Origin of the sequence: Burkholderia sp. BCC1644 (genome assembly GCF_902833225.1) — a bacterium.
Classification (GTDB): Bacteria; Pseudomonadota; Gammaproteobacteria; order Burkholderiales; family Burkholderiaceae; genus Burkholderia.
Window position 1 is genome coordinate 133,577 of record NZ_CADFEI010000013.1, and the last position, 19,623, is coordinate 153,199.

Genomic DNA, 19,623 nt, shown 5'->3' on the forward strand with positions numbered 1-19,623 from the left:
GCACGCGTCGATGATGATCTCATCCACATCCGTTCAAGGAAATGCCATGTACTCGAACATTCTGGTTGCGCTCGACGGCAGCGACACGTCGTCCCGCGCACTCGACGCCGCGATGACGCTCGCGGCGGAGACGGGTGCGCGGCTGACACCCGTCTACGTCGTCGATTTCCTGGTGCCAGCCTATGACATGTACGGATATGACCCGTCGATCCTGGTCGACGCATTCCGTGAAGAGGGACTGCGCGTCACCGAAGACGCGGCGCGACGCCTGAAAGCGCGCGACGTGGCCGGTACGCCGCAGATCTCCAACGTCGAGCCAGCGGGCGAAGACATTCCGCATCGGATTGTCCGTCTTGCCGACGAAACCGAAGCCGACCTGATCGTGATGGGCACGCACGGCCGGCGCGGCTTTCAGCGCCTGTTCCTCGGCAGCGTGGCCGAGCGCGTGCTGCGTCTGGCCACGTGCCCGGTCCTGATGATTCCGGCGCACTGTCCGTCGGCGCAACCCGCCGAAACCACCGCAGCATCAACCGAAAAGGAGCCGTCATGAGCTACAAGACCCTGCTCGTTCACCTCGACGACAGCGAGCGCTGCGCGACACGCGTCGGCCTCGCGCTCGAACTCGCGGCGCGCTGGAACGCGCATCTGATCGGCCTCTACGTGGTGTGCCAGGACCTGTTCGAGCCGTTGCGGCGGCCCGACGAACCGCTGAAGCTGGCCGTCTACGAGCGGCTGTGCGAACAGCGGCGCAAGGAGGCCGAAGAGAAATTCCTGACGGCAGCCGAGCGCGCGGGGCGCAGCGTCGAATGGCAGGCACCGACCGGCGACGCGACCACGGTCGCGATTCTGCACGCGCGTCACGCCGATCTACTGGTGCTCGGCCAGGAAAACCCCGACGATCGCATGACCTACGTGGCGCGCCATTTCGTCGAGGATGTCGTGATGGGCAGCGGCCGGCCGGCGATCGTCGTGCCCTACGCGGGCGACGTGCGAACGATCGGAGAGAACGTGCTGATCGGCTGGGACGGCGGGCGCGAAGCCGCCCGCGTGATGGCCGATGCGCTGCCGCTGCTCGCGCGCGCGCGTTTCGTCAACGTCGAGACGGTCGTGCGCGGGCAACCCGATCCGGACAGGACACCCGCGGGCGTCGACGTCGCCGCGTATCTCGAACGGCACGGCGTTCGCGCGTCGTTCTCGACGACACCGCGCGAACGGTCGGTCGGCGTAGGCGCGACGCTGCTGAACCGGGCGACCGATCTGCATGCGGATCTGCTCGTCATGGGCCTGTACAGCCATACCCGCGCCCACGAGCGCGTGCTGGGCGGAGCGACGCGCACGATCCTCGAGACGATGACGGTGCCGGTGCTGCTGTCTCACTGAGCCGTCGAACAAGGGGCAGCCACTTGCGGCTGCCCGCGCTTGTCACAGGACGGCCGCACACGCGCCGCGCCCCTCCCGCACCACCAGCACCGGCCGGTCGGCGGTGCGCACCAGCGACTCGGCGACGCTGCCGAGCAACGCGCGGCGCACACCGCGGCGGCCATGCGTGCCCATCACGATCAGGTCCGCCTCGCATTCGGTGGCCGCGCGCGCGAGCACCGACGACACGTCCTCGCCGCACGCGTCGATCGCATGCGCCGTACCGTGCACGCCGCACAGCTGGAACGCGGTCTCGGCATCCGCCACCGCGATTGCGGCGTTGTCCGCATCCAGCCCGGCCGGGTCGCGCCGGTCGATATAGCCACTGTCGACGTCCGTCAGACGTGGCGCGTCCGATACCACGCATACCGCGACGATCAGGCCGCCCGACTCGCGGGCGAGCGCGATCGCCTCGTCGAGCGCGAGTCGCGAACTGCGGCTGCCGTCGAGTGCGGCAAAGATCCGTGAATACATGATGCCTCCCTGTTGTCGTCCGGTTTCCATAGGAATGCGACAACAGTCTGGGTCCGACGGGCGTCGTCCGGTTGACGCCGGTCAAACAAGCACGGCGCGAAACTTACGCATCGGTCCTGATTGGCGAGTGCCGGCAAAGCGTGCACAATTTCGGGCAACATCGCAGTTTCGGCCCGCCCCACTTCTCGTGCCCCGCGTCCGGCTCACCGCCCGCCAGCCACCGGCAGAGTCCGTCAGGATGAACGGCAATGACAGTCCATGCCCCCGCCTTCAAGGCCGGGCCGGCTCCGTGCAGGATTCGGCCCTTACAATATGCGACCCTGCCCGCACTGCTCGCGCTCGGCCGGGCTGCGTCGCTTGCCGCCTCCCGGCTTTTGCAGGGCCGCGTGCTGGAAGCCGCGCATGCACGCTTCGGGCATTCGGCGACACTCGCGAAGGCCGACCTTCGGCGCAACCTCTCCGGCGCCGCGGCCGTGTTGCACAGCGCACACGGCTGCGCGTCAACGCTGGCCGCGCCTCAATCCGGCGACGCGTGGCGTCGTTACCTTGCCAGTCTCGATCTGGACGGTTTACAGTCGCCCGTCCCGAGCCTCGGGAGAATCGAGCCGAGCGCCGCCGACGACAGTCAGGCAAACCGGCGGGCCCTGCAGCGCACGGCGGAAACCGGCAAGGTCGCGCTGGCCGCGCACGCGATCCAGAACGGCACGGACGCGACGAGCGCCCGAACAGCGCCGACGCTGTGTCTCCAGATTTATGCGAACGCTGAAGACGGGGCGTCGCTCGGGCCGTGGCAGGTGCGCGCGACCGCATACGTCCATACCATGCTCGATCCAGCGCGTCTCGTCGATACCGGATCGGCGTCCGCGATGCGTTCGCACATAATCGACGGTGTGGCGACGATCGGCGGCCGGCCTGGAGCGGGATTCACGATTACCGTGGCGTCGCGGGCTGACGCCATCCAGCAAGGAGATGTGCTGTCATGATCAGGGTACTCATTGCCGACGACCACGCACTCGTCAGGGACGGTCTGCAGCACATCCTGCGGAACGCAAGCGGTTTCGAGGTCGCGGGCGAAGCGTGCGACAGCGCGTCCACGATCGCGCTCGTGCGCGGCACGGCCGCGAACGTGCTGGTGCTCGACCTGTCGATGCCCGGCCGCAATGGCGTCGAACTCATCAAACAGATCAAGGAGGAGAAACCGGCCTTGCATATCCTTGTGCTGACGATGCACGCCGAGCAGCAATACGCGGTGCGCGCGTTCCGCGCGGGTGCGTCCGGCTACATGACCAAGGAGAGCGCGAGCGCCGAGTTGGTCGCGGCGCTGACCAAGATCGCGGCCGGCGGCGTTTATGTCAGCCTGACGATGGCCGAACAGTTTGCGCAGAGTCTGAATGAACCGACCGATCTCCTGCCGCACCAGCGCCTGTCCGACCGTGAATTCGACGTATTCCGGCGCGTAACCTCCGGCGAGTCGATTTCCGAAATCGCGCAGGCGCTCTGCGTCAGCGTCAAGACCGTCAGCACGTACAAGACGCGGATTCTCGAGAAGATGCAAATGCCGAACGACACTGCGCTCGTGCGTTATGCGATGCGTCACAAGCTGTTCGACGACCCGGACGAACTCTAACGGTGGCAATACCGCTTGCGACTACCACGTCCGGTATTGGTGCCCGATGCGTCGACGCTGCGTCGCGCGATATCGAAGATAGTTTCCGCCATCGCCGCCGGGCTTGCGTCAGGTCAACGGAATCGTCGCCCGCTGCCGCTGCGTCGTTACCCGGCGGTCGACAACCTCAGCTGAGCGAAATGCGCTCGCCTCGGCTCGACGATCGCGGCAAGATGCCGCCCCCTTTGTAGGAAACCGCCTACAGGGCTTCCCCGACTCCTACCGCATCTTCAATTCCGGCTGATTTCCGTCGAGCCCCGCACCATCCATACTGCGTATCAAGAAAAACAAGCAAGCGTGCCTCCCGGAGCAAGGCAGCATCACAGTCGAGACCGGCTATCGGTCTCCTGGCCCCTCCGGTGTGGTTCCCCAACAGGAAGGCGGCAGACACCGAGGCCGCCGATACGACGGTCAGCGCGATCCCGCCCGCCAGCGATTCGCAGCCGCCCCAGGAATTGGAGCAGATCATGCAAAGCCATGCCGATGTTTCACCGACCATGCCGTTACGCCCGTTCATCCCGTTGCATCCGGTCGAACGGACGGATCAGCCGAAGCGTGCCGCGTCCCGCTGTTCGACGTGCGCATTGCGTACCGTGTGCATGCCGCCCGACCTGTCGCCCGACGATTTCGCGCGTGTCGACGCGATGATCTGCACGACGCGGCACGTCAGACGCGGCGAAACGCTGTTTCGCGCGGGTGACGCATTCAACAGCATCTATGCGGTGAGGACGGGGTCGTTCAAGACCATCGTGATGCATCGCGACGGCGACGAGCAGATCACCGGCTTTCAGATCGTCGGCGAATCGCTCGGGCTTGATGGCGTGCACACCGGCCGCCACAACGGCGACGCGATCGCGCTCGAGGACAGCACGGTCTGCATCATTCCGTTCGGCCAGCTCGAGCAAATGTGTCGCGAAGTGCGGCCGATGCAGCATCACGTGTACCAGATGATGAGCGGCGAAATCGTCCGCGAATCCGCGCTGATGCTGCTGCTCGGCACGATGACCGCCGAACAGCGCGTGGCCGCCTTCCTGCTGAACCTTTCCACGCGCTTCAAGGCGCGCGGTTACTCGGCCGCCGAGTTCGTGCTGCGGATGACACGCGACGAGATCGGCGAATATCTCGGGATGAAACTTGAAACGGTCAGCCGCATGATGTCGAAGTTCCAGCACAAGGGGCTCGTCGCGGCGCAAGGCAAGCAGATTCGCATCGTCGATCCGGAAGGCCTCGGGCGAATCTGAGCGCATCGCCGTTCGGGCACCTCAAGCGGGATCAGGCGCGCATGCCGAGCACGGCGGCACCGGACACGCGCCCCATGCGCAGATCGTCCAGTGCGCGGTTCGCATCGGTCAGCGCGTAACGCACGGCTTCGACCCGCAGCGGCATCGCCTCGGCGATCCGCATGAATTCGACCGCATCCGCACGCGTCAGGTTGGCGACCGACGCGATGCGGCGCTCGCCCCACAGCCACGCGTACGGAAAGCTCGGGATATCGCTCATGTGAATGCCGCCGCATACGACGATCCCGCCTTTGTCGACGGCGCGGAGCGCGGCCGGCACCAGTGCGCCCACCGGAGCAAAAATGAGCGCGGCGTCGAGCGTTTCCGGTGGCGCTTCGTCGCTGCCGCCGGCCCATGCGGCGCCAAGCGACAGCGCGAGCTGCTGGGCCACCGTATCGCCGGGCTTCGTCAGCGCAAACACCTTCCGCCCCTCGAAATGCGCGACCTGCGCGACGAGATGGGCTGCCGCGCCGAAGCCGTAGAGGCCGATGCGATGCGCATCGCCCGCCATCCGCAAGGTTCGATATCCGATCAGGCCGGCGCACAGGAGCGGCGCGGCCTCGAGATCGGAATAGCGCTGCGGCAGGTGTACGCAATACCGATGGTCGGCGACGGCGCACTCGGCATAACCGCCGTCGATCGTGTAACCGGTGAATCCCGGGCTGTCGCACAGGTTTTCGCGACCGGAAGCGCAATACGCGCAATGCCCGCATGTCGCGCCCAGCCATGGAACACCGACCCGGTCGCCGACGGAGAATTCCGTCACGCCATCGCCGAGCAGGCGCACCGTCCCCACGATTTCGTGCCCGGGAACCAGCGGCAGTTTCGGGTGCGGGAGTTCGCCGTCGACGACATGGAGATCGGTGCGGCATACACCGCATGCATGCACGTCGATCAATAGCTCGCCCGGCGCCGGCAGCGGATCCGGCACGTGCGCCTCGCGCAAATGCGGTGTCGTGCCGTCAAACATCATCGCAAGCATGCTCGCCTCCCCGCGCAATCGTGTTCGCGCGCTTCACTGTCCAAGGCTAGTCCCCACGCGTCGCGTGCGCATGGCCCGGTGACGGGCGCTTGATGTGGGTCAACGGCGACCGGACGGTTGCTGACACGATGAAGTGGCATGACGCCGCCCGTGCGGCGACCAGGAGATGATCGAATGATATCCATTCCCCCGCTTGCCGCAAGCGCCCATCCCGACGATCGGCTGAAGTCTCTGCTGGCGTACGCGGTGCTGGCCCCGTCCAGCCACAATTCCCAGCCGTGGCGGTTCATCGTCAACGGCGCCACGATCGCCGTCTGCGCGGACCGCGTCCGTGCGTTGCCCGTGGTCGATCCGTTCGACCGCGAGCTGATCATCAGTTGCGGCGCGGCATTGCTCAATCTGCGCGTCGCGCTCGATCACGCCGGACTCGCTCACACGATCAGCACGTTTCCGTCCGAAGTCGACCCCGACCTCCTTGCACTGGTCCGGGTCTGCAATGACGGCTATTCCGACGACGCCCTCGGCACGCTGTTCGACGCGATTCAGGACCGCGTCACGACGCGCGCGCCGTTCGAATCGACGGCGGTACCCGACGAGATTCAGCGCGAGCTGATCGCGGCCGGCGTCGCGGAAGGCGCCGAGGTCGCGTGCGTCGATTCGATCGCACATCGCGCGCGAGTCGCCGAACTGGTTGCGGAGGCCGATCAACAGCAGTTCGCGGACCCGCGTTTCCGGCGTGAACTGGCGAGCTGGATCGATCCGCGCCGGCGTGTCGACGGCATGCCGGCATTCGCGGCCGGCGTGCCGACGCTGCTGGACTTCGCGGCACCCGTCGTGACGATGGCGGTGCGAACGTTCGATCTCGGCAATGGGCTGGCCGCGCTTCATCACCAGCTCGTCGGCGCGTCGCCCTTGATCGTCTGCATCTCGACCGTGCGCGACGATCGCGAGGCGTGGCTGGCTGCGGGCCAGGCGCTGGAGCGAATCCTGCTCGTCGCGGCGCGCGCGGGCTATACGGCGTCGTACCTGAACCAGCCGATCGAGACGGCCGCGCTGCGTGCGCACCTGAGCCACCTGCTCGGGCTTCGCGGCGAGCCGCAACTGCTGCTGCGGGTCGGGCGCGGCCCGCATACGCCGCATTCGCCCCGCCGCCCGCTCGGCGAAGTGATCTCCTGAGCGCAACCGCCGACGCGATGCGCGCCGTCCGATCCGGATGAGGAAAAACATGAACATCACGCGTTGCACTGCTTTCTTTCTGATCGCCGCGACAGCCGGCATGGCGGCCGCGCAGACGACCGTGCCCGAGCCGACCGAACTCGTCAATGCGCAGCACTGCATGTTCTGCCATACACCCGACATGACGTTCCTCGGGCCGTCGTTCCACGAGATCGCCGAGCGCTACCGCGGAGATCCGCACGCGGCTGCCGAACTGGAGCGCAAGTTGCGCGTCGGCGGTCGCGTGCACTGGGGCGACACGCCGATGCCGTCCGCCGAGGATCGCGGCGGGCCGCTGTCTTCCGACGACGCGCATCAGCTCATCCAATGGGTATTGAGTCAGTGACCGCGCCGCCCACGACAGTCAAACGCGTCCCCGTCGGCATTGCGAGCAGCGAGGCGCGCAGCAAGCGGGTACGCATCCGGCACGAAGCGATCGCCGGCCACGCCGACATCCCGCCCCCGTCTCGCCGGGTGCGGCGTCTCGCCAGCAGTCCGAACTGCACGCCTGCCGACGACGATGCGACATTGCTGCAACGGGCGGCCATGCGAGGTATCCGGCTGCAGCTCGACTACTGGAAAGCCGAAGCGCGTTTGCAGCATGAACGCATCGGTCATGCCGTCGTGATCTACGGCAGCACGCGCATCGTCGCGCCCGCCGTCGCGAATGCGCGGCTGGACGAAGCGAATCGCCTGCTGGCGCAGCGCCCGCACGACCCGGGCCGGCGTCGTGCCGTCACGGTCGCCCGCCGTCTTGTCGAGCACAGCGCGTACTACCGCGTCGCACGCGAATTCGGCCGTATCGTCGGCCATGCCGACCGGTGCACGCGTACGGCGCGCCTGGCGATCGTCACCGGCGGCGGCCCCGGCATCATGGAGGCCGCCAATCGCGGCGCCTGCGAGCGTGGTGCGCCCAGCATCGGCTTCAATATCGAGCTGCCACGCGAACAGGCACCGAATCCGTACATCACGCCGGATCTCTGCTTCCGGTTCCACTACTTCGCGATTCGCAAGCTGCACCTGCTCGAGCGCGCAAAAGCAGCCGTATTTTTTCCTGGCGGATACGGCACGTTCGACGAGCTGTTCGAGGTGCTGACGCTGCTGCAGACGCGCAAGATCGCGCCACTGCCGGTCATCCTGGTCGGTGAAGCGTACTGGCGCCGCGCGGTCGACCTGGCGTTTCTCGCGGACCAAGGGATGATCGACCGCCGCGACCTCGACCTGTTCACCTATTGTGAATCGGCCCCAGACATCTGGCAGGCGATCGGGTCCTGGTACGCGCGGCATGGCGCAAAGCGACCGGCCCGGCGCACCGCTTCGCGGAAGCCGTCTGCCGTGTAGGAATCCGCCGACCGCATCTGCACGATTCCTACCGCAGCTTCGGGGCACGCTGATTGAATCGCGCCCGCTCGCCATCGATACTGAAATCACGGATCACGGCTGCCCGGCACACCGATCGCGCGCCATCAGGAGAGACGTCATGTCACACGCTACCCCGCTTTCCGACTCGGGCAGTCAGTCCGATGCAGCCGCGCTCGACCCCCTGGCCCTTGTCGCGCTTGCTCGCGACGCCGGCATGCTCGTGATACTCGACGGCCAGATCGGGCGGGAACGGTACGAAAGCGTGACGGGATCGGTCGCCACGCTGGTCCGTTTCGCACAGGCCGTGCAACTTTCTGCGCTCAAGGCCGCATGAAGCCGGCCGCGGTCGTGTCGTGCCGCGCACCGGCCGCATTCCCGTGAACGTGCGCCTGCGGGATCGGCCCGTCCCTTTCGCCCGGATATTCACCGGATGACGCAGCGATGAACCTGTCCCGTTCCGGACGCATCGCACGCATGTTCCCGGGTGTGGCGCTGCTCGCGAACTACCGGCGTGCGTGGTTTTCGCGCGATCTTTATGCAGGCATCGCGCTTTCCGCCGTGCTGGTTCCGGTCGGCATGAGCTATGCGCAGGCGGCCGGCCTGCCGGCCGTCACCGGGCTGTATGCGTCGATCGCGGCATTGCTGGCCTACGCGGTACTCGGCCCGAGCCGTATCCTCGTCCTCGGCCCCGATTCGGCACTGGCTGCCCTGATCGCCGGCGCCATCGCACCGCTCGCCGGCCACGATCCGCAGCGGGCCATCGCGCTCTCCGGCGCATTGGCGCTGTCGGCCGGTGCGATCTGCATCCTGCTCGGTACGCTCGGCCTCGGATTCGTCACCGACCTGCTGTCGCGCCCGATCCAGTACGGGTATCTGAACGGCATTGCCATCACGCTCGCGATCGGCCGCTTGCCCGAGCTGTTCGGCATGACTGCACCGGGTGGCGACGTATTCGCGAGCGTGCCGCACATCGTGCATGCGCTCGTCGAACGCCAATTTTCACCCGCTGCCGGCCTGCTCGGCGCCGGCGTGCTGGCGGCCATTTTCCTGATGAAGCGCGTGATCCCGCACTGGCCCGGCGTATTGATCGCCGTGCTCGCCGCGACGCTGGTCGCGCGCGTGATGCCGTTGCATGGAATCGCGACGGTCGGCGCGTTGCCGGCCGGCACACCCGCCCCGCACATTCCGGTCGTCTCGCTCGCCGACCTGACCGCGCTCGCGTCCGGTGCGATCGCCGTGGCGCTGGTGTCGTTCGCCGACATCAGCATGCTGTCGCGGGCGCTTTCCGCGCGCGCGGGCGACACGCCGGACCGCAACCAGGAACTGATCGCGCTGGGGGCGGCCAATCTGCTGGCCGGCGTGACGCAGGGCTGTGCGGTCAGCAGCAGCGCGTCACGCACGCCGGTTGCAATTGCCGCCGGCGCGCAGAGCCAGGTCACCAATCTCGTCGCGGCGGCGTGCATCGCGATACTGCTCATTGCCGCGCCGGCGCTGCTGACGCTCGTCCCGCGCGCGGCGCTGGCCGCGGTCGTGATATACGCGGCGTTCGGCATCGCGGACCTCCGTAGCGTCGTCCGGTTGTACCGGATGCGTCGCGGCGAGTGCCTGATTTCGGTGCTGTGCTTTGCCGGCGTGATCGGCCTGGGTGTCGTCCCCGGCATCCTGCTCGCCAGCGCGCTGTCTCTGCTGTCGTTCGTATGGCGGGCCTGGCATCCGTACGATGCCGTGCTGGGCCGGCTGTCCGGCGTGCGCGGCTATCACGACATCGCACGGCATCCGGATGCCGTGCAGACGCCGGGGCTCGTGCTGTTCCGCTGGGACGCGCCGCTCTTCTATGCCAACGTCGAGATCTTCTGCGAGCATCTGCACGCTGCGATCGCGCGCTCGCCGAGCCCGGTCACGCGTATCGTCGTCGCCGCGGAGCCCGTCACCGATATCGACGTCAGCGCCGCTGACCGGCTCGTCGCGCTTTGCGAGGAACTCCGGGAGCAACACATCGCGTTGAACTTCGCGGAAATGAAGGGGCCGGTGAAGGATCGCCTGCGCGCTTACGGGCTGTTCGACGGGTTCGGCGCGGCCAGCTTCTTTCCGACCGTGACCGATGCCGTTGCGCATCACGTCCAGCGGAAAGGCTGGCACGGGGTGCGTCCCGCGTCATCGCAGCCCGCGCGGAACAGGACCGGCGGCTAGGCGCCTGACGACGTGCGGCCGCCGCGCGTGTCGCATCGGGCCAGGAAGCGCGCTCGGCGTCGATGCGACACGTGGCGTGTCGTCCGTTCAAACCGTAAAGGTGTTCGACTTCTTCATTTCGACCCAGGTCATCCCGGCGCGCAACCCGTCGACCGCGGCTTCGCGCTCGGTGTCATGGATCCTGCTGTGAGCAAACGTACGCTCGCACGTGCCGTCCGGCGACATGAGCGTCACGTGGATACTGCAACGATAGCCGCCCGTTTCGGTGGCGCTCGTCTCGATCGCCACCGACCAGTCCGCGTCGTGTACCTCGCCTGACAGTGCCATCCTGCTTCCCTCCTGTGCCCGCGCGGACGTCCTGTCCGGCTTCGGCATGCCGTCCTTATTCGACCACCAGGTCGTCGACGACCGCACGCACGCCACGCGCCGACCACGCGGCCCCGCGCACGGCCTTGCGTTCGGAGAACGAGCCGACCTTGCCGGACAACCGGACGGTGCCGTCGCGCACCTCGATCGCGATGTGTTTCGCCTCGCGCTCCGCGTGGCGCATGATCGCGCGCTTGATGTTGCCGCCGATGTCGGCCGAGCCGACCGCCCCCTGCACGACGATGTGGTCGGTCACGCCGGTCACGCTGCGCATCTGCGAAATCGCCCGTACGGCCAGGTGGCTCTGGTATGCCCATTCGACCCTGCCGGACAGCGTGATCCAGCCGTGCTCGACCTGCACCTTGACCGCGTCGTCATGCAGCCCGACCGTCCAGTGCAGAACCGAGCGCACGGCATTCGCAACGTCCTCGTCGGTGCGGACGTCGTCGTTCGGCAAGTGCACGGTCATGTCGACGACGAGCGCCCGGACGCCGGCCACACGGTTCGCCGCGCGCTCGATCGCCAGTTTCTCGGCATAGCTTGGCGGGTGACCCGAAAGCGTCACGATTCGGTCGGAGACCTCGACACCGATCCGTGTCGCGTCGATTGCCGGGTCGGATTCCAGTTCGTCCTGAACGTCCTGCTTCAACTGCTTGTCGGTTTTCATCGTCTGCACTCCAGTGAGATGCGGCGCGCTTGTCCGCCGTACACGGCCAGATTTGCATAGGGGCGGCTCGGCATCGCTGATGCAGGTCAACGGATGCCTTGCGCCGCGCTGCGAGGTGCGTGCAAGCGTCGCTTGATGAAGGTCAAATCGATATGGCCCGGCCGTCTTATCGTGAAATCGCCGATGCGCGACGTTCCAGGCCCGCGCAACGATGCTCGAAGGAGAATCACATGACGGAACAGCAACTGTTGGCCTATTCGCCGGCGCCACCGGCACTGCCGGCGCCGCCCCAGGGCGAATCGCCTGCCATCATCGATCTGCCGCGCCCGAACCTCGACGGCGGCTCGCCATTGATGGCGGCACTCGCCATGAGAATGAGTTCACGCGAATTCACCGCCACGCCGCTCCCGCCTGCAACGCTCGGCGAATTGCTGTGGGCGGCGGACGGCATCAACCGGCCGGCAAGCGGCGGCCGTACGGCACCGTCCGCGCATGCGTTCAATGAAATCGACATCTACGTCGCGCTGCCGAACGGCGTTTACCGATACGACGCGCCCGCGCATCGGCTCGTGCTGAAACACGCGGCCGATGCACGCGACCTCACGGGGTACCAGGATTTCGTAGGCCGCGCCCCCCTCGATCTCGTCTACGTGGTGCGGACTTCCTCGATCCTCGACATGCCGCCGCCACAACGCGACGTGTTCTCGGCCGTCGCGGCGGGCGCCATCACGCAGAACGTTTCGCTCTACTGTGCGGCAGCCGGCCTCGGCACGGTCGTGCGCGGCTGGATCAATCATCGCGCGCTCGCCGACGCGCTGCGGTTGAACGAGGACGAACTGCCGATCCTTGCGCAGACCGTCGGCTACCGCGCGGGCGGTACGGTATCGGAAGCGTGAGCACACGTTCGGCCGGTTGAAATCATCGGCGCGCGGATGGCTCCGTGCGCCGTTGCCCTCCCTTCGGGCGACGCGTGCCCCCGCATCGCCCGGTGCCTGCCTCCCGATCAGCTGATCGTCAGCTTCTTCTGCCCGACCGGCGCCTTCTTCGGCAACGTCAGCGACAGCACGCCATCCTGATACGTCGCCGTCGCGTTCGCGTCGTCGATCTCGCCAGACAGCGAGAACGACCGGCCGATCGCGCCGCTGTAGCGCTCGCGCCGGATCACGCGCTCGCCATCCTTCTGCTCGTTGCTGCGCTCGACCTTCGCGTTGATCGTTACGGTCCGGCCGGTTACCTGGACATCGATGTCCTCCTTCGCGACGCCCGGCAGCTCCGCATTGACCTTGTAGGCGTCGTCGCTTTCCGTCACGTCGATCTTCATCGATGCAAGATCGGGTTCGTCCGTCATCGCCATGCCGCGCAGCGGCCTGAACAGCCCCTGAAACAGGTCGGAGACGGGCTCGATCGAAAACGGATCGTAACGTGTGAGGTGAGTCATGGTTCGCACTCCTCGTACGGTTGACATGCAGCCGCGCTTTCGTCCCGCCAGCGCGGTGCCGTGATGCGGATCGGACTGGCGCGGCATCGCGTGCCGCGCAACGGACGAAGGATCCTTCCGAAACCAGCGTATCCGCCCGCATCGTCAGGCGCTTGATACGCGTCAATGCCCCGAGGCGATCAGGTGCAGAACCGGAAAAATCCGCTGTGAAGCAGGATCGGCCTGCCGTCCATCTCCTCGAGCAGGCAGCGCGCCGCTCGCTCGATGGCGGGACGATGGCGCGCAAATGCATCGACGAGGTCCTGTTCGCGCGGCGATGCCGCGCGGAAGTGATCTTCCAGCGCTGCCGCAGTGATCACGCAGCGCACACGACGGCCTTCGACCAGCGCCGGAAAGGCCAGCGCCGGGTCCAGGCCGCAATACGTCGGATGTTCGGTGGGGAAGGATATCTGCATGATGATCACCTGGGCAGGTTGCGTACTGACCGTCGCCCGCTTCCGGCAAGCCGGTGCGGTCGTGCCAGCCCATGGCCGGCTCGACTGTCGGGCTGCATTCGTATCGTCCGCGGCGCCGCTAGGCTGCCGCTACGGCGGCATGTGCGGCATCTTGGCCGCGCACGAGCAGGACCGGGCAACTCGATCCGCGCAGGAAACGCTCGGCTACGCTGCCGAGGAACAACCGGCGGACCCCGCGCCGTCCGTGCGTGCCGATTACGGCCAGATCGATCGAACGATCGACGACATAGCGTTGCAGCCGTTCGGCGATATCCTGACCGAGTTCGGTCTCGACGATTTCCGTCTCGCCGTTGACGGCCGCATGCGTGATGGCCCGTTGCGCACTTCGCAGTACCGCCGCGCCATCGCGCCGCACCTCGTCGAGCAGCGCGTCCGGGTCCATTCGCCCGGCGTACGTGATCAGAAGCGATGTGTCGACGACAAAGACGGCGAACAGGCGCGCGCCGCACGATCGGGCAACCTTCAGGCCTTCTTCGAGCGCCTGATTCGACGAAGGACTGCCGTCTACGGCGACCATGATGTTCGTGTACATGCCAACCTCGCTGGATGAATCGACGCGCCGGGGCGTTCGGATACGTTTCATCATCAGCGCTGGCCGGAAACGGGCGTTGACCGAGGTCAACGACTGGATGCCGCGTGGAGACCGGTATGTTCCGACATGAACGACGCGGAATTACAGAGGGGCTGCCGGTAGCGTCGGCATGTCTGGCGAGTGCGGCGGGTTCGCGTACGTCGGGAACGCTCTCTCGATTTCAAGGATCTGCGACGCGCATGCGCCGTATTGCCAGCCCGGGCCGCCATCGCTGTCGTACATGCCCTTGCACATTGCCTTGAGCCGGATCACCCAGCCGCCGCCGTCGCTCGACGCCATGCGAGAGGCCCACAGATAGACTTCTCCCGCGAAGTACGGTTGCGCGGTTTCGATCCGGTCCGCACTGAATCGCGTGATCCGGGTCGATGAATGTAGTTCGACGTAGTGCCGTGTGAGGTTCCACATTCGGTCGCATTCGGATGGCGACGAGCACGGCCGTGACGCTGCCTGGCGTGTCGCAAGCAACTGCGTTTCAGTCGACCTGAATGCCGCGACCTGCCCTGCTCCAGCACAAGCACCCAACACGAGCACGACGATCGTGGACAATGCCCATCGTTTCATCGCCAATTTCCCGTCATTTCGTCAGGCATGCGGCCCATTCAAGGGAGGGGGGTAAAACCCGGCGGCATTCGGACCGTGCCGCATCCCGCCCATGGAGACGCGCTGCATTGCCCAGGCGCCCGGATCGACTGTATTGCCAACGCGGCGGACGCGGTTGACATGCGTCAATCCTCGTTTGCAGCGTGGGCGCGCAAACCGGAACGGCTGGCAATAGCGTGATCGCGGCGACGCTTCGGCAAGATCGGACCGATGTCGACGCACTGACGATGCATCGAGATGCGGAATCTCGCTCGCGCAACGAACGCTTCCCGATCCCGATCGGATCACTCGTGGCTGATGTTCGGCGGCCGGACCGTGCAACTCCTCGACGCCATCGTCGACGACATCTTCAAGCAGCCAGTCCCGCCGATGACGCCTTCGGGATCTCCGGATTGAACCGCGTCATGCAGTTCAGGTCGAGCGCGCGAATCTCCTCGGTCATGAAGTCGACGAAGATACGAATCCGCGTCGGCAGGTGTTGCCGGCTCAGATAGCAGATGTAATGGCCACGATCCGCCGGCACGTGCTTCGCCAGCGCGACGACGAGTTCGTTCGACGCGAGATGGTCGCGGATCTGGTAGCCCGCCATCTGTGCGATGCCCGATCCGTTCAGCACCGCACGCAACACCAGATCCGCGTCGTTGAACGTGCGGCGCGCCGTCGGCTGGTACTTCTGCACGCGTCCGTCCACGTTGAACTCCCATTCGAACAGGCGCCCGCTCGCAAACCGGAAATTGATGCACTCGTGCCGGCCGAGATCATCGATGCTCTGCGGGAGACCGTGCCTCGCCACATACGACGGCGCCGCGCAAAGCGCCATCTGCATCGGAATCAGTTGCCGGGCGATGATGCTCGAGTCCTCGATGCGCCCGTTGCGGAACGACACGTCGATCCGCTCGGACACCAGGTCGACGGGCCGGTCGTCCAGCAGCAGATCGATGATGATGTCCGGATAGGCATCCGCGAACTTCTCCAGCAGCGGCGCCACGATCTTCCTGCCGAATCCCACTGCCGAGCTGATGCGAATCAGGCCGCGCGGCGGCCCTTGCCGCAACTCCAGCATGTCGTTCATCGCTTCCACGATCTGCGCCACGCCCTGATGGCAATTCTCGAAGAAGCGCTGGCCCTCGCACGTCAGCTCGGTCATGCGCGTGGTGCGCTGGAACAGCCGCGTGCTCAGTTGCGCCTCGAGCTTCTGGACGTTCCGGCTCACGGCCGGCCGCCCGACGCCCAGCAGCTCGGCGGCCTTGGTGAAACTCCCCTCGCTCGCGACGGCAACGAATGCAAGGATGCCTGCATAGCTCGCACCGAAGCTCGCCGACAGTGCATCGGCGCGACTGGCCAGGTCGCGACGCGCGCCGTGTTCCGATGGTTCCGAATGATTCATTTCCGCTGCCCCCAGACCCTGCTGCTCAAACGGATTGATTCGTCGCCGGCCTGCGCCGGCGTGCCGCATGCATGCGAACGTGAATCAGCTTCCTGCCAGCCACTGGTCGAGACCGATGCGACCGAGTCGCGCAGCCCCGAGCGGCACCAGCGATGCTTCCTCGACGCGGCCGCCGTAGTAGCGGGCGTCGCGATCGGTCACCACCGCGCGTGTGTCGCCGACCGACTTCAGGTAGCGCGCGACGATCTCCGCGAACGGCGCGCGATCCGGGCCCGCAATCTCGATCGTGCCGTTCTGCGGCCCGCCGAGCGCGACCTGTGCGACGAGTGCCGACACGTCTTCCGCGGCGATCGGCTGGAACAGTCCGTCGCCGATGCGCACGGTGCCGTCTTCGGTGCCGAAATCCGCGATGCCGCCGATGAATTCCATGAATTGCGTCGCGCGCACGATCGTATAGGGCACGCCCGCCTCCTCGACCGCCTGCTCCTGCGCAACCTTGGCCGCGAAATAGCCGTTCTCCGGCATGCGGTCGCAGCCGACGATCGACAGCGCGACGTGATGGCGCACGCCTGCGGCCACTTCCGCCTTGCCGAGATTACGCGCCGACGTGCGGAAGAAGTCCAGCACTGCCTGCGGCTCCCATGACGGCGCATTCGCCACGTCCACGACGACGTCCGCGCCAGTCAATGCGTCGGTCAGGCCCTCGCCCGTGATGGTATTGACGCCGGTGCGCGGCGATGCGGCCAGCGCCTGATGGCCGGCTTCGCCGAGCAGCGTGACGACACGCGAGCCGATCAGGCCCGAACCGCCGATGACAACGATCTTCATCGCAAAATCTCCTGACAAGTGGATTGCATTCGAATGTGACGGGGACGTGACGGCTGCCGGATCGGGTGAATGCGGTGATGACCGTCCATCGCGCAGCGCAATTGTGGAAGAATCATGTCCTATCCAGCAGTGCCAAGAATCGTCGATCGGACTGGTCCATGCCGTGTCCGTCCCCGTCATCCACGAGAGCGTCATGTCTGCGCAACCCTCCACACTGACCATCGAAATCGACCGGCAGCACCAGTTGCCGATCTATCTGCAGATTTGCGAGCGGTTCCGGACCGCGATCGCCGCGGGCCACCTGCGTCCCGGCGATCGCGTGCCGGCGCTGCGCGGCCTGGCGACGCAATTGAACACGGCGCGCGGCACCGTGGAACAGGCCTACACGATCCTGGTCGACGAGGGATATCTGCAGATGCGCGGCGCGGCAGGCACGTTCGTTTCGCCGTCCCTGCCGAAATCGCTGCCGCGGACGGCGCCCGCGCGTGACGACGAATCGGCACGGCACGTCGACCACGCCGGTCCGCTTCCGGTACCGGGCATGTCGCGCGACAGCCCGCCGCCGCGACGCGCGCAACCGATCGCCGTCGCGATGAGCGGCGAGCCGCGCCCGTTGCAACCCGGGGTGCCGGCCCTCGATGCCTTTCCGCGCAAGGTCTGGCACCGGCTCGTGTCGCTGCGCGCGCGCAGCGGCGATCGCGCGCTGCTGGGCTACCCGAATCCGGCCGGTTACCGGCCGCTGCGCGAACACATCGCCACCTATCTGGGGCTGTCGCGCGGCGTCACCTGCGTGCCGGAACAGGTGTTCATCACCAGCGGCTACCGTGCCACGCTGGAACTCGTGCTGCGCAGCCTCGCGCGTCCGAACGACCGCGTCTGGTTCGAGGACCCAGGCTATCTGCTCGCACGCAGCTTCCTGTCCGAGACCGGCGTGCAACTCGTCCCGGTACCGGTGGACGCCGAGGGAATCGACGTCGAGCGCGGCCTGCAACTGGACGCGCAGGCGCGCTTCGCGCTCGTGACGCCGTCGCATCAGAGCCCGCTCGGGCATACGCTGTCGCTGTCCCGCCGCGTCGCGTTGCTGGACTGGGCCGAAAAGACATCGGGGTGGATCGTCGAGGACGACTACGACAGCGAGTTCCGCTATCTCGGCCGCCCGCTGCAAGCGCTGAAGAGTCTCGACCGGCGGGATCATGTGATTTATTGCAGCACCTTCAGCAAGGCGATGTATCCCGGTTTGCGGCTGGCCTACACGGTCGTGCCGGAACGTGCCGTGGAGCGCGTCGAGCGCGTGGCATGCAGCATGAACGCGGGTTCGCCGGCACTCCTGCAGGCAGCCCTCGCCGATTTCATCGAGCAAGGGCACTTTGCCCGGCATCTGAAGCGCATGCGCACGCTGTACGGCGAGCGCCGCACGCTGATCGTGCACGCATTGCGGCAGGCGTTCGGCGAACGGTTGATCGTCGACCTGCCGCCCGGCGGCATACAGTTCGCGGTGCGGTTCACGGCGGGGCCCGAAGGGCCGGTCGACGATGTCGCCGTCGCCGCGCGCGCCCGCGAAGCCGGGCTCGCGGTGCTGCCGTTGTCGATCTGGTATTCAAACAGCCACACGCAGCAAACGCCACGCGGCCTGATCATCGGGTTCGCGAACATCGCCGACGCGGAAGAAGCGCAACGTCATGCACACACGTTGCGCGCGTGTCTCGGCCGCTGACGCGCGGCGTGCGGCCGTGCGTGCCGTGCGTGCCGTGCGCGCCGGCCAGCGCTGCCGCCGGGCGCCTCGTTGAACTTCATCGCGCGTCCCGGATTGGTGTCCAACGGGAAACATACAATCGCACGGAACGGCCGTACCGCCATCATGTGCGCGCCTCTAGCATGGAAGCGTCTTACTCCCGTAGACGAACCGGGAATCGGGCCGCACCGGAAGATTGCCGCATTCTCCAGACAATCATCCGCGCCCGTCGTTCCTCGCAGACGCTACTTGCCCGGGCAGTCCCGCCCCTTCGCAAGACGTTTCGACGCTCGCATGACCGAGGGTCGGAGCACGTCGCCGAATTCGAGCATGCATCATGGATGACAAGAAGCTGCAGGCCCCTCCGCTGTCCCTCCTCGACCGATATCGGGGCCGGGATTTTCAACCGCTTTACAGCACGACCGTCACCGTGTCCGGCGGCGAGACGGGACATGGCCGCGCGTCCGGCGTGGTCCGCTCGGACGATGGCAACCTCGCCGTCGACCTGCGCCTGCCCACCGAGTTCGGCGGACCCGGCAACGGGACCAATCCGGAACAGTTGTTCGCGGCTGGCTTCGCCGCGTGCTTCCACGGCGCGCTCAATCTGCTCGAGAAGCGCGCCGATCTGGAGACACCCGATACCGTCGTCGAGGTGCAGGTTTCGTTCGGCCGCGATCCCATGGATGGTGGCTATGCGTTGCTCGTCGACGTTCGGGTGCGGATGCCGGGCGTCGATCGAAGCATCGCGGAAGAAATGGTTCGCACCGCGGAACGCTTGTGCCCTTACGCGAAGATGGCACGGCAGGGCACCGTCAATATCGTGACCGTCGTCGACTGACCCGACGCGTGTCGTGCAGCAGCAGCGTGTTGGCCGCCGACGGCGCGCCGGCCCCCCGCTGCGCATCTCGCG

The 19,623-nt window shown here is 66.6% G+C and carries 23 protein-coding genes; 13 read left to right on the top strand and 10 right to left on the bottom strand.

Going from position 1 to position 19,623, the window contains the following annotated elements:
- Window positions 1-46: 46 nt before the first annotated feature.
- Together HWX87_RS24995 and HWX87_RS25000 are read left to right on the top strand one after the other, a co-directional pair.
- On the top strand, window positions 47-550 hold the full coding sequence (locus HWX87_RS24995) for a universal stress protein (RefSeq protein ID WP_176049853.1): 504 nt from the start codon (window positions 47-49) through the stop codon (window positions 548-550).
- Window positions 547-1,380 (top strand): universal stress protein, encoded by an 834-nt coding sequence (locus HWX87_RS25000; RefSeq protein WP_176049757.1) that lies wholly within the window; start codon window positions 547-549, stop codon window positions 1,378-1,380. The genes HWX87_RS24995 and HWX87_RS25000 overlap by 4 nt, the downstream gene beginning before the upstream one ends.
- A gap of 42 nt (window positions 1,381-1,422) precedes the next feature.
- On the opposite strand, the gene HWX87_RS25005 is transcribed toward HWX87_RS25000, so the two are convergent.
- Window positions 1,423-1,893: a universal stress protein gene (locus HWX87_RS25005; RefSeq protein WP_176049758.1), complete on the bottom strand. Its 471-nt coding sequence runs from the start codon at window positions 1,891-1,893 to the stop codon at window positions 1,423-1,425.
- Between the two features lie 248 nt (window positions 1,894-2,141).
- Between HWX87_RS25005 and HWX87_RS25010 the strand changes: the two genes are divergently transcribed.
- The 3 genes from HWX87_RS25010 (at window position 2,142) to fnr (ending at window position 4,800) form a co-directional block, all read left to right on the top strand.
- The gene (locus HWX87_RS25010) at window positions 2,142-2,876 is read left to right on the top strand and encodes a hypothetical protein (protein ID WP_176049759.1); all 735 of its coding nucleotides are present in this window, start codon (window positions 2,142-2,144) and stop codon (window positions 2,874-2,876) included.
- Window positions 2,873-3,520, top strand: coding sequence for a response regulator transcription factor (locus tag HWX87_RS25015; RefSeq protein WP_176049760.1), 648 nt, complete (start codon window positions 2,873-2,875; stop codon window positions 3,518-3,520). Before HWX87_RS25010 ends, HWX87_RS25015 begins: the two co-directional genes overlap by 4 nt.
- 506 nt (window positions 3,521-4,026) lie before the next feature.
- Window positions 4,027-4,800 carry a fumarate/nitrate reduction transcriptional regulator Fnr gene (gene fnr, locus HWX87_RS25020; RefSeq protein ID WP_176049761.1) on the top strand — a complete coding sequence of 258 codons (774 nt, stop codon included), beginning with the start codon at window positions 4,027-4,029 and terminating at the stop codon, window positions 4,798-4,800.
- Between the two features lie 31 nt (window positions 4,801-4,831).
- On the opposite strand, the gene HWX87_RS25025 is transcribed toward fnr, so the two are convergent.
- Window positions 4,832-5,821: a zinc-dependent alcohol dehydrogenase family protein gene (locus HWX87_RS25025; RefSeq protein WP_176049762.1), complete on the bottom strand. Its 990-nt coding sequence runs from the start codon at window positions 5,819-5,821 to the stop codon at window positions 4,832-4,834.
- Between the two features lie 174 nt (window positions 5,822-5,995).
- On the opposite strand from HWX87_RS25025, the gene HWX87_RS25030 reads away from it, so the two are divergent.
- The 5 genes from HWX87_RS25030 (at window position 5,996) to HWX87_RS25050 (ending at window position 10,588) form a co-directional block, all read left to right on the top strand.
- Window positions 5,996-6,997 carry a nitroreductase family protein gene (locus HWX87_RS25030; RefSeq protein WP_176049763.1) on the top strand — a complete coding sequence of 334 codons (1,002 nt, stop codon included), beginning with the start codon at window positions 5,996-5,998 and terminating at the stop codon, window positions 6,995-6,997.
- Window positions 6,998-7,046: 49 nt separating this feature from the next.
- The gene (locus HWX87_RS25035) at window positions 7,047-7,382 is read left to right on the top strand and encodes a c-type cytochrome (protein ID WP_176049764.1); all 336 of its coding nucleotides are present in this window, start codon (window positions 7,047-7,049) and stop codon (window positions 7,380-7,382) included.
- 74 nt (window positions 7,383-7,456) lie between these two features.
- Window positions 7,457-8,377: an LOG family protein gene (locus HWX87_RS25040; RefSeq protein WP_244137755.1), complete on the top strand. Its 921-nt coding sequence runs from the start codon at window positions 7,457-7,459 to the stop codon at window positions 8,375-8,377.
- A 139-nt stretch (window positions 8,378-8,516) separates the two neighbouring features.
- Window positions 8,517-8,732: a hypothetical protein gene (locus tag HWX87_RS25045; RefSeq protein ID WP_176049766.1), complete on the top strand. Its 216-nt coding sequence runs from the start codon at window positions 8,517-8,519 to the stop codon at window positions 8,730-8,732.
- A gap of 107 nt (window positions 8,733-8,839) precedes the next feature.
- Window positions 8,840-10,588 (top strand): SulP family inorganic anion transporter, encoded by a 1,749-nt coding sequence (locus HWX87_RS25050; protein WP_176049767.1) that lies wholly within the window; start codon window positions 8,840-8,842, stop codon window positions 10,586-10,588.
- Between the two features lie 87 nt (window positions 10,589-10,675).
- On the opposite strand, the gene HWX87_RS25055 is transcribed toward HWX87_RS25050, so the two are convergent.
- Window positions 10,676-10,915, bottom strand: a complete 240-nt coding sequence (locus HWX87_RS25055; RefSeq protein ID WP_176049768.1) for a hypothetical protein — start codon at window positions 10,913-10,915, stop codon at window positions 10,676-10,678.
- A 55-nt stretch (window positions 10,916-10,970) separates the two neighbouring features.
- Window positions 10,971-11,621 (bottom strand): BON domain-containing protein, encoded by a 651-nt coding sequence (locus HWX87_RS25060; protein WP_059608895.1) that lies wholly within the window; start codon window positions 11,619-11,621, stop codon window positions 10,971-10,973.
- 230 nt (window positions 11,622-11,851) lie between these two features.
- On the opposite strand from HWX87_RS25060, the gene HWX87_RS25065 reads away from it, so the two are divergent.
- On the top strand, window positions 11,852-12,517 hold the full coding sequence (locus HWX87_RS25065) for a nitroreductase family protein (protein ID WP_176049769.1): 666 nt from the start codon (window positions 11,852-11,854) through the stop codon (window positions 12,515-12,517).
- Between the two features lie 107 nt (window positions 12,518-12,624).
- Here the strand turns inward: HWX87_RS25065 and HWX87_RS25070 are convergent, their stop codons facing one another.
- The 6 genes from HWX87_RS25070 to HWX87_RS25095 form a co-directional block, all read right to left on the bottom strand.
- Window positions 12,625-13,059 (bottom strand): Hsp20/alpha crystallin family protein, encoded by a 435-nt coding sequence (locus HWX87_RS25070; RefSeq protein ID WP_176049770.1) that lies wholly within the window; start codon window positions 13,057-13,059, stop codon window positions 12,625-12,627.
- Window positions 13,060-13,238: 179 nt separating this feature from the next.
- Entirely contained in the window at window positions 13,239-13,514 is a 276-nt protein-coding gene (locus HWX87_RS25075; RefSeq protein WP_176049771.1) for a DUF1488 domain-containing protein, read from the bottom strand.
- Window positions 13,515-13,632: 118 nt separating this feature from the next.
- Window positions 13,633-14,106, bottom strand: coding sequence for a universal stress protein (locus HWX87_RS25080; RefSeq protein ID WP_176049772.1), 474 nt, complete (start codon window positions 14,104-14,106; stop codon window positions 13,633-13,635).
- Window positions 14,107-14,247: 141 nt separating this feature from the next.
- Complete coding sequence (locus HWX87_RS25085; RefSeq protein WP_244137746.1) at window positions 14,248-14,571, bottom strand: hypothetical protein; 324 nt, start codon at window positions 14,569-14,571, stop codon at window positions 14,248-14,250.
- A 544-nt stretch (window positions 14,572-15,115) separates the two neighbouring features.
- Window positions 15,116-16,153, bottom strand: coding sequence for a LysR family transcriptional regulator (locus HWX87_RS25090; RefSeq protein ID WP_176049774.1), 1,038 nt, complete (start codon window positions 16,151-16,153; stop codon window positions 15,116-15,118).
- Window positions 16,154-16,237: 84 nt separating this feature from the next.
- Window positions 16,238-16,981, bottom strand: a complete 744-nt coding sequence (locus tag HWX87_RS25095; protein ID WP_176049775.1) for an SDR family oxidoreductase — start codon at window positions 16,979-16,981, stop codon at window positions 16,238-16,240.
- 193 nt (window positions 16,982-17,174) lie between these two features.
- Here HWX87_RS25095 and HWX87_RS25100 point away from each other — a divergent pair, with 193 nt between their 5' ends.
- On the top strand, window positions 17,175-18,695 hold the full coding sequence (locus tag HWX87_RS25100; protein ID WP_176049776.1) for a PLP-dependent aminotransferase family protein: 1,521 nt from the start codon (window positions 17,175-17,177) through the stop codon (window positions 18,693-18,695).
- Window positions 18,696-19,050: 355 nt separating this feature from the next.
- Window positions 19,051-19,551, top strand: a complete 501-nt coding sequence (locus HWX87_RS25105) for an Ohr family peroxiredoxin (RefSeq protein WP_176049777.1) — start codon at window positions 19,051-19,053, stop codon at window positions 19,549-19,551.
- Window positions 19,552-19,623 lie beyond the last annotated feature (72 nt).

Excerpts from the sequence above, each read along its gene's own strand:
- HWX87_RS24995 (WP_176049853.1), top strand. The coding sequence starts at position 47 with ATGTACTCGAACATTCTGGTTGCGCTCGACGGCAGCGACACGTCGTCC.
- HWX87_RS25000 (WP_176049757.1), top strand. The coding sequence starts at position 547 with ATGAGCTACAAGACCCTGCTCGTTCACCTCGACGACAGCGAGCGCTGC.
- HWX87_RS25005 (WP_176049758.1), bottom strand. The coding sequence starts at position 1,893 with ATGTATTCACGGATCTTTGCCGCACTCGACGGCAGCCGCAGTTCGCGA.
- HWX87_RS25010 (WP_176049759.1), top strand. The coding sequence starts at position 2,142 with ATGACAGTCCATGCCCCCGCCTTCAAGGCCGGGCCGGCTCCGTGCAGG.
- HWX87_RS25015 (WP_176049760.1), top strand. The coding sequence starts at position 2,873 with ATGATCAGGGTACTCATTGCCGACGACCACGCACTCGTCAGGGACGGT.
- fnr (WP_176049761.1), top strand. The coding sequence starts at position 4,027 with ATGCAAAGCCATGCCGATGTTTCACCGACCATGCCGTTACGCCCGTTC.
- HWX87_RS25025 (WP_176049762.1), bottom strand. The coding sequence starts at position 5,821 with ATGCTTGCGATGATGTTTGACGGCACGACACCGCATTTGCGCGAGGCG.
- HWX87_RS25030 (WP_176049763.1), top strand. The coding sequence starts at position 5,996 with ATGATATCCATTCCCCCGCTTGCCGCAAGCGCCCATCCCGACGATCGG.
- HWX87_RS25035 (WP_176049764.1), top strand. The coding sequence starts at position 7,047 with ATGAACATCACGCGTTGCACTGCTTTCTTTCTGATCGCCGCGACAGCC.
- HWX87_RS25045 (WP_176049766.1), top strand. The coding sequence starts at position 8,517 with ATGTCACACGCTACCCCGCTTTCCGACTCGGGCAGTCAGTCCGATGCA.
- HWX87_RS25050 (WP_176049767.1), top strand. The coding sequence starts at position 8,840 with ATGAACCTGTCCCGTTCCGGACGCATCGCACGCATGTTCCCGGGTGTG.
- HWX87_RS25055 (WP_176049768.1), bottom strand. The coding sequence starts at position 10,915 with ATGGCACTGTCAGGCGAGGTACACGACGCGGACTGGTCGGTGGCGATC.
- HWX87_RS25060 (WP_059608895.1), bottom strand. The coding sequence starts at position 11,621 with ATGAAAACCGACAAGCAGTTGAAGCAGGACGTTCAGGACGAACTGGAA.
- HWX87_RS25065 (WP_176049769.1), top strand. The coding sequence starts at position 11,852 with ATGACGGAACAGCAACTGTTGGCCTATTCGCCGGCGCCACCGGCACTG.
- HWX87_RS25070 (WP_176049770.1), bottom strand. The coding sequence starts at position 13,059 with ATGACTCACCTCACACGTTACGATCCGTTTTCGATCGAGCCCGTCTCC.
- HWX87_RS25075 (WP_176049771.1), bottom strand. The coding sequence starts at position 13,514 with ATGCAGATATCCTTCCCCACCGAACATCCGACGTATTGCGGCCTGGAC.
- HWX87_RS25080 (WP_176049772.1), bottom strand. The coding sequence starts at position 14,106 with ATGTACACGAACATCATGGTCGCCGTAGACGGCAGTCCTTCGTCGAAT.
- HWX87_RS25085 (WP_244137746.1), bottom strand. The coding sequence starts at position 14,571 with ATGTGGAACCTCACACGGCACTACGTCGAACTACATTCATCGACCCGG.
- HWX87_RS25090 (WP_176049774.1), bottom strand. The coding sequence starts at position 16,153 with ATGAATCATTCGGAACCATCGGAACACGGCGCGCGTCGCGACCTGGCC.
- HWX87_RS25095 (WP_176049775.1), bottom strand. The coding sequence starts at position 16,981 with ATGAAGATCGTTGTCATCGGCGGTTCGGGCCTGATCGGCTCGCGTGTC.
- HWX87_RS25100 (WP_176049776.1), top strand. The coding sequence starts at position 17,175 with ATGTCTGCGCAACCCTCCACACTGACCATCGAAATCGACCGGCAGCAC.
- HWX87_RS25105 (WP_176049777.1), top strand. The coding sequence starts at position 19,051 with ATGGATGACAAGAAGCTGCAGGCCCCTCCGCTGTCCCTCCTCGACCGA.